General features: G+C 49.2%; 6 protein-coding genes and 1 pseudogene. 1 reads left to right on the top strand and 6 read right to left on the bottom strand.

Annotated features, from left to right (window positions below; genetic code table 11):
• Nucleotides 1-23: 23 nt before the first annotated feature.
• A complete protein-coding gene (locus tag GPK94_RS05950; protein WP_215655040.1) occupies nucleotides 24-1,439 on the bottom strand; it encodes a relaxase/mobilization nuclease domain-containing protein in 1,416 nt (471 codons plus the stop codon).
• Between the two features lie 121 nt (nucleotides 1,440-1,560).
• Between GPK94_RS05950 and GPK94_RS05945 the strand changes: the two genes are divergently transcribed.
• Nucleotides 1,561-2,979 (top strand): ATP-binding protein, encoded by a 1,419-nt coding sequence (locus GPK94_RS05945; RefSeq protein ID WP_215655038.1) that lies wholly within the window; start codon nucleotides 1,561-1,563, stop codon nucleotides 2,977-2,979.
• 73 nt (nucleotides 2,980-3,052) lie between these two features.
• On the opposite strand, the gene GPK94_RS05940 is transcribed toward GPK94_RS05945, so the two are convergent.
• The 5 genes and pseudogenes from GPK94_RS05940 to GPK94_RS05920 form a co-directional block, all read right to left on the bottom strand.
• Nucleotides 3,053-3,352 (bottom strand): CD1845 family protein, encoded by a 300-nt coding sequence (locus GPK94_RS05940; RefSeq protein ID WP_024739077.1) that lies wholly within the window; start codon nucleotides 3,350-3,352, stop codon nucleotides 3,053-3,055.
• Nucleotides 3,349-3,651, bottom strand: coding sequence for a hypothetical protein (locus tag GPK94_RS05935; protein WP_215655036.1), 303 nt, complete (start codon nucleotides 3,649-3,651; stop codon nucleotides 3,349-3,351). Before GPK94_RS05935 ends, GPK94_RS05940 begins: the two co-directional genes overlap by 4 nt.
• 151 nt (nucleotides 3,652-3,802) lie before the next feature.
• Nucleotides 3,803-4,147: a plasmid mobilization relaxosome protein MobC gene (gene mobC, locus GPK94_RS05930; RefSeq protein WP_215655035.1), complete on the bottom strand. Its 345-nt coding sequence runs from the start codon at nucleotides 4,145-4,147 to the stop codon at nucleotides 3,803-3,805.
• Complete coding sequence (locus tag GPK94_RS05925) at nucleotides 4,144-4,950, bottom strand: DUF3849 domain-containing protein (RefSeq protein WP_215655033.1); 807 nt, start codon at nucleotides 4,948-4,950, stop codon at nucleotides 4,144-4,146. Before GPK94_RS05925 ends, mobC begins: the two co-directional genes overlap by 4 nt.
• A gap of 1 nt (nucleotide 4,951) precedes the next feature.
• A pseudogene (locus GPK94_RS05920) lies at nucleotides 4,952-5,893 on the bottom strand (helicase SNF2); the annotation flags it as partial.

The following is a 5,893-nucleotide window of genomic DNA, read 5'->3' as shown; positions in this document are numbered from 1 at the left end:
GAACGCTTTTGACCAGGACCAGCTTACCGCTGGCCGTGGTCTTTTTCTTTTTCAACATCCTGTTCTACCTCCATTTTCAGGACCCGATCCACATTGGCCTTTGCCGTTAAAAGCTCTCGCATTTCTTCACGGGAACGCCGGTACTCGGCATAGGTCTTTTTCTTTTCTTCCAGCAATTTCGCATACTCTGTCTGCAACTCTTTGACCTTGGGCAGCTTCTTGACGCCCATCTCATCAAAGGCATTCTTAGCAGCCTGGTGGAGCAGAATTTCTTCCTCATGCTCTTCCCGGAATTTCTTAGAGTAGCCGGCCTTGCGGTATGCCACATAGACCTCACGGGTCTTGGCATAATTTACGATGTGAGTACGCAGAACAGCAATCTCTGCCATGCGCTTTTCAGCCGCTTTGATCTGCGCCGAAAGCTCATTGTGATATGCCGTGGCAGCCGCAGCCTTTTCTTCCAAAACCGCATACTCCAGCAGGTTATGCTCTGACAGGTAATTCATGGTCTGCGCCATTTGCTTCAGATTGAAAACTTTGGCCCATCGAGCATAGCCAGCACCCTTTCCGGCCTGCAATTTTGCCTGAATGTCCACCAGTAGATTGACCTTCGGCGGCTCCGGCTGCACGACGGTTTTTTTACGGGGCGTATGCTGTTTTTCTCCGGCCAGCACCGCACGAATTTCCGCTTCACTGTACCCGGCCCCCAGCTTGTCATCCATGCGGGCTACATTCTTCCAGCCGGGTGCTTTGAGCCGAATCGCTTTCCCGCGCCGGGATACCTCGCAGCCCATTTCGGAAAGCAGTTTCAGCAGCGCATCAAAGTCCGCTGGATTCTGCTCCAGCGCACGGTCAATCATTACTCGCAGCAGCTCTCGGTGAGAGGGCTTTGCCTGATCGCCCAGCCACTTGTTATAGCTCTTTCCGTGAAGTTTCGGATTTTCTACAATGGACAGTCCGTTTTCAATGCAGATGGTATCACTTAACCTGCGAACCGCCTTGGTACTGCCCCAAAAGTTTCGGAATTTCCGGTCATATTCTAAGCTGACCGATGACCAGATAATGTGATTATGAACGTGCGACTTGTCTATGTGAGTGCAGACCACAAAGGCATGATTGCCTTTAGTAAAACGCTTTGCAAATTCTACGCCCAGCCGGTTTGCTTCTTCCGGGGTAATCTCACCAGGGCGGAAGGACTGGCGCACATGATAGGCGATCACATCATCTGCGCCGCGCACCCGTCCGGTAGCGGCAATGTACTGCCGCTTTGTCAGAAGGAACTCCGCATCCGCAGTCCGGCTGTCACAGCCATAGCCGGTAATTAGTTTTCCGTTGTCAGTCTTTTGCGGATTTGCCACATAATCAATAATATCGCTGATTGCTCGGCTCTCAATGCGTCCCTTGCCAACATGAAGCGGCATGATTCTTGTAGTTGCCATAATAGAAAGCCCTCCTCTCATAAATATTTTTTCGCTGAACTCTTTGCTTCTATCGTTGCAATAACTTTCTCCGCTGGGTATAATAAAAAAGAACATTCTACAACCTCAAAGGAGGGATTTTATGATAGAACAGCTCATTGCCGAAGCAACGGAATGTGATTTCAAAGTTGCTCTCGAAACAAAAAAGCCAAAAAGCTGGTTAAAAAGTGTCAGTGCCTTTTCCAATGGGATCGGCGGCACTCTGTTTTTCGGAGTCTCTGATGACCGGAAGCCTATCGGCTTGTCAGATGTTCAAAAGGATGCTGAAGCGATCAGCCGCTTAATCAAAGAACGTATCACACCATTACCGCAGTTTATCTTAAAGCCATTGCAGGAAGATGGTAAAAACCTGTTGGCTCTGGAGGTTTCTCCTGGCCGCAGCACCCCATACTATTACAAGGCAGACGGAGTAATGGAAGCATACATCCGTGTTGGAAATGAAAGCGTAATTGCACCGGATTACATTGTGAATGAACTGATCTTAAAGGGAACCAATCAGTCCTTTGATACCCTAACAACAGACGCGGTAAAAAAGGATTACAGCTTTACACTTCTGGAAGCAACCTATCTGGAACGGACCGGTCTCCGCTTTGAGCCATCCGATTATGTTTCCTTTGGTTTGACTGATAAAAATGGACTCCTGACCAATGCCGGAAAACTCATGACCGATCAGCACACGGTTTATAACTCCCGTATGTTCTGTACCCGGTGGAATGGCTTGGAAAAAGGCTCTATCTTTGATGATGCGCTGGACGATAAAGAATACGAGGGAAATTTGATTTATTTACTGAACAGCGGCAGTGAATTTATTCGCAATAATTCCAAAGTCCGTTTTGTCAAAAAGGCACAGTATCGTGTAGACAAGCCGGATTATGCTGAACGAGCTGTGACAGAGGCTCTTGTTAATGCGCTTATCCATCGTGATTATATTGTGCTTGGCAGCGAAATCCATATTGATATGTTTGATGATCGGGTGGAAATCACATCTCCGGGCGGTATGTTTGGCGGCGGCTCAATTCAGGAATACGATATTTACAGTATCCGTTCCATGCGACGAAACCCTGTGATTGCTGACCTGTTCCACCGCATGAAGTACATGGAACGCCGTGGAAGTGGCCTACGCAAAATCGTCAGTGAAACTGAAAAGCTGCCTGGATACACAGCGGCATATAAGCCTGAATTTTCCTCAACAGCAACAGATTTCAGAGTTATTTTGAAAAATGTGAATTACCATCTTAGTCAGAAAGACTTAGTCAGTGACCAAGATTGTGACCAAGTTAGTGATCAAGATAAATCACAGGACATCCTACACGCAGTCTTGGATTTTTGTATAACAGAAAAAAGCAAACAAGAAATTTGCTCGTTTATTGGTTATCGAAATCTCACTTATTTTACAAGAAAATATTTGAATCCTCTACTGGCAAGTGGCCAGCTTAAAATGACTATTCCAGATAAGCCAAACAGTCGAAAACAAAAATATATTACAGTTCGTTCCGAATAAACAGAGAAGCAGGGCATTGGGTCTCATCTCCCATTGTCCTGCTACTTTTCATTCTAAATTATATTCACATCATTTACCCATACACCCAATCCTGGATTGCAAATTTCAAACTCTGTACCTTGCCCAGCAGCCAGATCGCAGCCAGCGGCAATCCCATCGGGCTAATCAAAAAAGCTATAACCAGCAAAATCACACCATTCTGCGGGGAATAGGTAATAAGCACAGCCACGCCAAGCAGAGCAATTACCGTGCTGAGCAGACCAAGCACCAGACCGGATATGTAGATCAGCCCCATGCAGAGCCAGACAAAAAGCGTCAACACCAAAATGACCGGTGCAGTTACAATCATCAGCAAGCATTTCAAAATCTTCATTCCAGTTCTCCCCTCCAACGCTCCAGATACCGTTTGCACAGGGCATCCGCTTCTCTCTCATCATCTTCCGTCAACTCCCGTCTGCCTTTGGTCAGTTCAATCTCCACATAAGTCCGGTAATCATCAGCTAAGAGATTGAACAGTTCCTTGGGAGTATGGCACACCTCGCCAGAGCAATAGTGAAAATCTTGGTCAAATTCCACCCTTACACATCCGTGACGGCTGATATAAACTTCGATGGTCTCGTCTGCGGCCAGGTAGTCCGCAAAAATCTCCAGCACCTTTTCAAAGGTCAGCATCTGTTTTCACTCCTTTGCTACGCTTCTTATTCTACTCATATTATCCGGTACGGACAGCCAAAAGGCAAGGATACCGCCAAAAAGAAAAAGCGGAGGAAGGTGCGGCGAAGAAACGCCGTTCCTCCCTCCGCAAATGGAGTATCTATCCCTGTTATGAAAGTTTGGAGAGTTGGGTAAGGATTTCCTTCACACCCTCCCACAGTTGTTCCTGCCGCTGGGATATATCCTCCAAGTCAGCATCATAAATCCGCCCGGTCTCATGCACTTTGCGGGTCAGCTGATTCAAGTTGTTGCTGCTTCGGCGCATCAGGGAAACCAACTCCTTCAGCTCCGGCAGATCCAGTTTGACCACATACCCATCCAGTGCCATTTTCCGCAGATAAGCGCTCAAATTCTCTGTCCCGTATTGCTGCATCTTTTGCTGAATCAACTCCATTTCATCAGCGGATACCCAAAACAGAACCGGCACATCCCGCTTGCGCTTGGGGCTGCTCATCGCTCCGGCTCCTGTTTCTTCGGGGCGGCAGGCTTATGGGCAGGCGGTTCCTGTTTGAGCTTTTGCAGGACAGAACTTTTCTGCTGTTCCTGCATGGTTTTTCTGGCCTGCCTGGTAAACAGATCGGTCAGACCGGGATTGACCCCATCCACAACCAGATAGGCGCAGTGGCGGGAAGCGCCGCTGTCCTCCGGCATGGGAATGGTTTTTGCCCAGGCTTTATTGTCCTGAGAGATACGCCCGTCATGGTTCTTGTGCTGGATGGTGTTTGCAAGAATGAACTGTACCCGTTCCGCCCCGAACTTTTCCAGCACATCTTTGACCGCCGCCTCCGTATCCAGCCGGTTCTCTGCATAGTGGGCGTTGATGGTCTGCTCAATGGCTTCTTTGCAGGCGCTGTTCACCTGATATGAGAGGTTGTACTGTGCCATTTCCCAATGTTCTCTCGCATAGGCAGCTGAATGGGGGTAGAGAGGGGCAGTTCGTAATTCTTCCTGCGCCTTGCACACATCATCGGCACGGTTTTCAATGCTGTCCCGGATCACATCCATGTAGCCGGTCTCCAGCTTTTCAAAATAACGGTACACATCAGCCAGTGGCGAGGAGGAATCCAAAAGCGCCTGTGCCTGTGCGTCGGTCAGCTCCAACTCCTCCATTGCCATCACGATGTCCTCCCGGATGGTGTACTCATAGGCATGGTTTAAGACTTCTTCCGGGGGCTGGCTTTTCAGCCATTCCCGGAACTTGTCCTGTTCGGCAGCCATCTTTTCATAAAGGGCTGTATTCAGATCGTTAGTATTCATGTTATCGCACCTCCTCATGCTGTTTTGGTTTCTTGTCTGTACTGTGGGGTTGCACCGGGCGTTTTAGGTTATCCAGCACCGAAGGCCGTGTGCTTTTGGCAACAACAGCCTCGGCGTGTGCCTGTCCCTTTCCGTCGATGTTGAGCAGGGTATCCAGCTCCACCAGACGAGCGTTTTTGCTTCGCAGTTCTTCTTCATAAAGGAATGGCTTTCCGACTTCCTCCTTTGCCGCAGCCTGCTGCTGATAGAGGTTATCCAGCTGGGCCTTTGCCGCCTCCAGACGCTGGGGCATCTGGGCGAGGGCATTGTCGATACGGGTAAGGTTTCCGCGAGGGTCTGTACCAAGGGTTGCCCGGTGGGTCATCTGGCCTTTCAACAGGAGCGTATATTCCTGTTTCCATGCGGAAAATTCCACGGACATGGCATAACCCCGGTAGCTGCCAATCTGCACCGGATCAGAGGTTTTAACCTCCTTGCAGGCATCCAAAAGGGCTGCACCGGCGTTCTCCTTATCGGTCAGCAGGTCTCCACGAATCTCCATACCGGCAAAGCCGTCCTCCGGGTGCGGGTGAGCTGCCAAAACCTCCAGATCAGATTCAAAGCCCTTGATAAAACCTTTGTGCTTTTCAATCTCCTCCGGGAAGTATTTGAGCAGCTGGTCCTCCAGACGATATTGCTTGCTCTGGTGGTCGGCTTTCATCAGCTTCAGGCGGGATACCTCCACATCTAAATCCATACGCTCCTTGATGCGGGGATCTCCGGCGCACAGGGCTTTGATCTCGGCAAAGGAAAGCGCCGTTTCATCCACATCATCGCAGGAGCGCACCGGCGATTTAGAAGTCATGATCTGGGAAATGAATTTCTGCTTATTCTCCACCGTCTGCCAGAGGTATGCGTCAAAGGTTCCTTCGGTCACATAGCGGTACACATGGACAAGAGGATT

The sequence above is a fragment of the Pseudoflavonifractor sp. MCC625 genome (assembly GCF_018784545.1).
In the GTDB taxonomy this organism is placed as follows: domain Bacteria; phylum Bacillota; class Clostridia; order Oscillospirales; family Oscillospiraceae; genus Pseudoflavonifractor_A; species Pseudoflavonifractor_A gallinarum.
The sequence above is the reverse complement of the archived record's forward strand: the minus strand, read 5'-3'. Positions and strand labels throughout refer to the sequence as shown.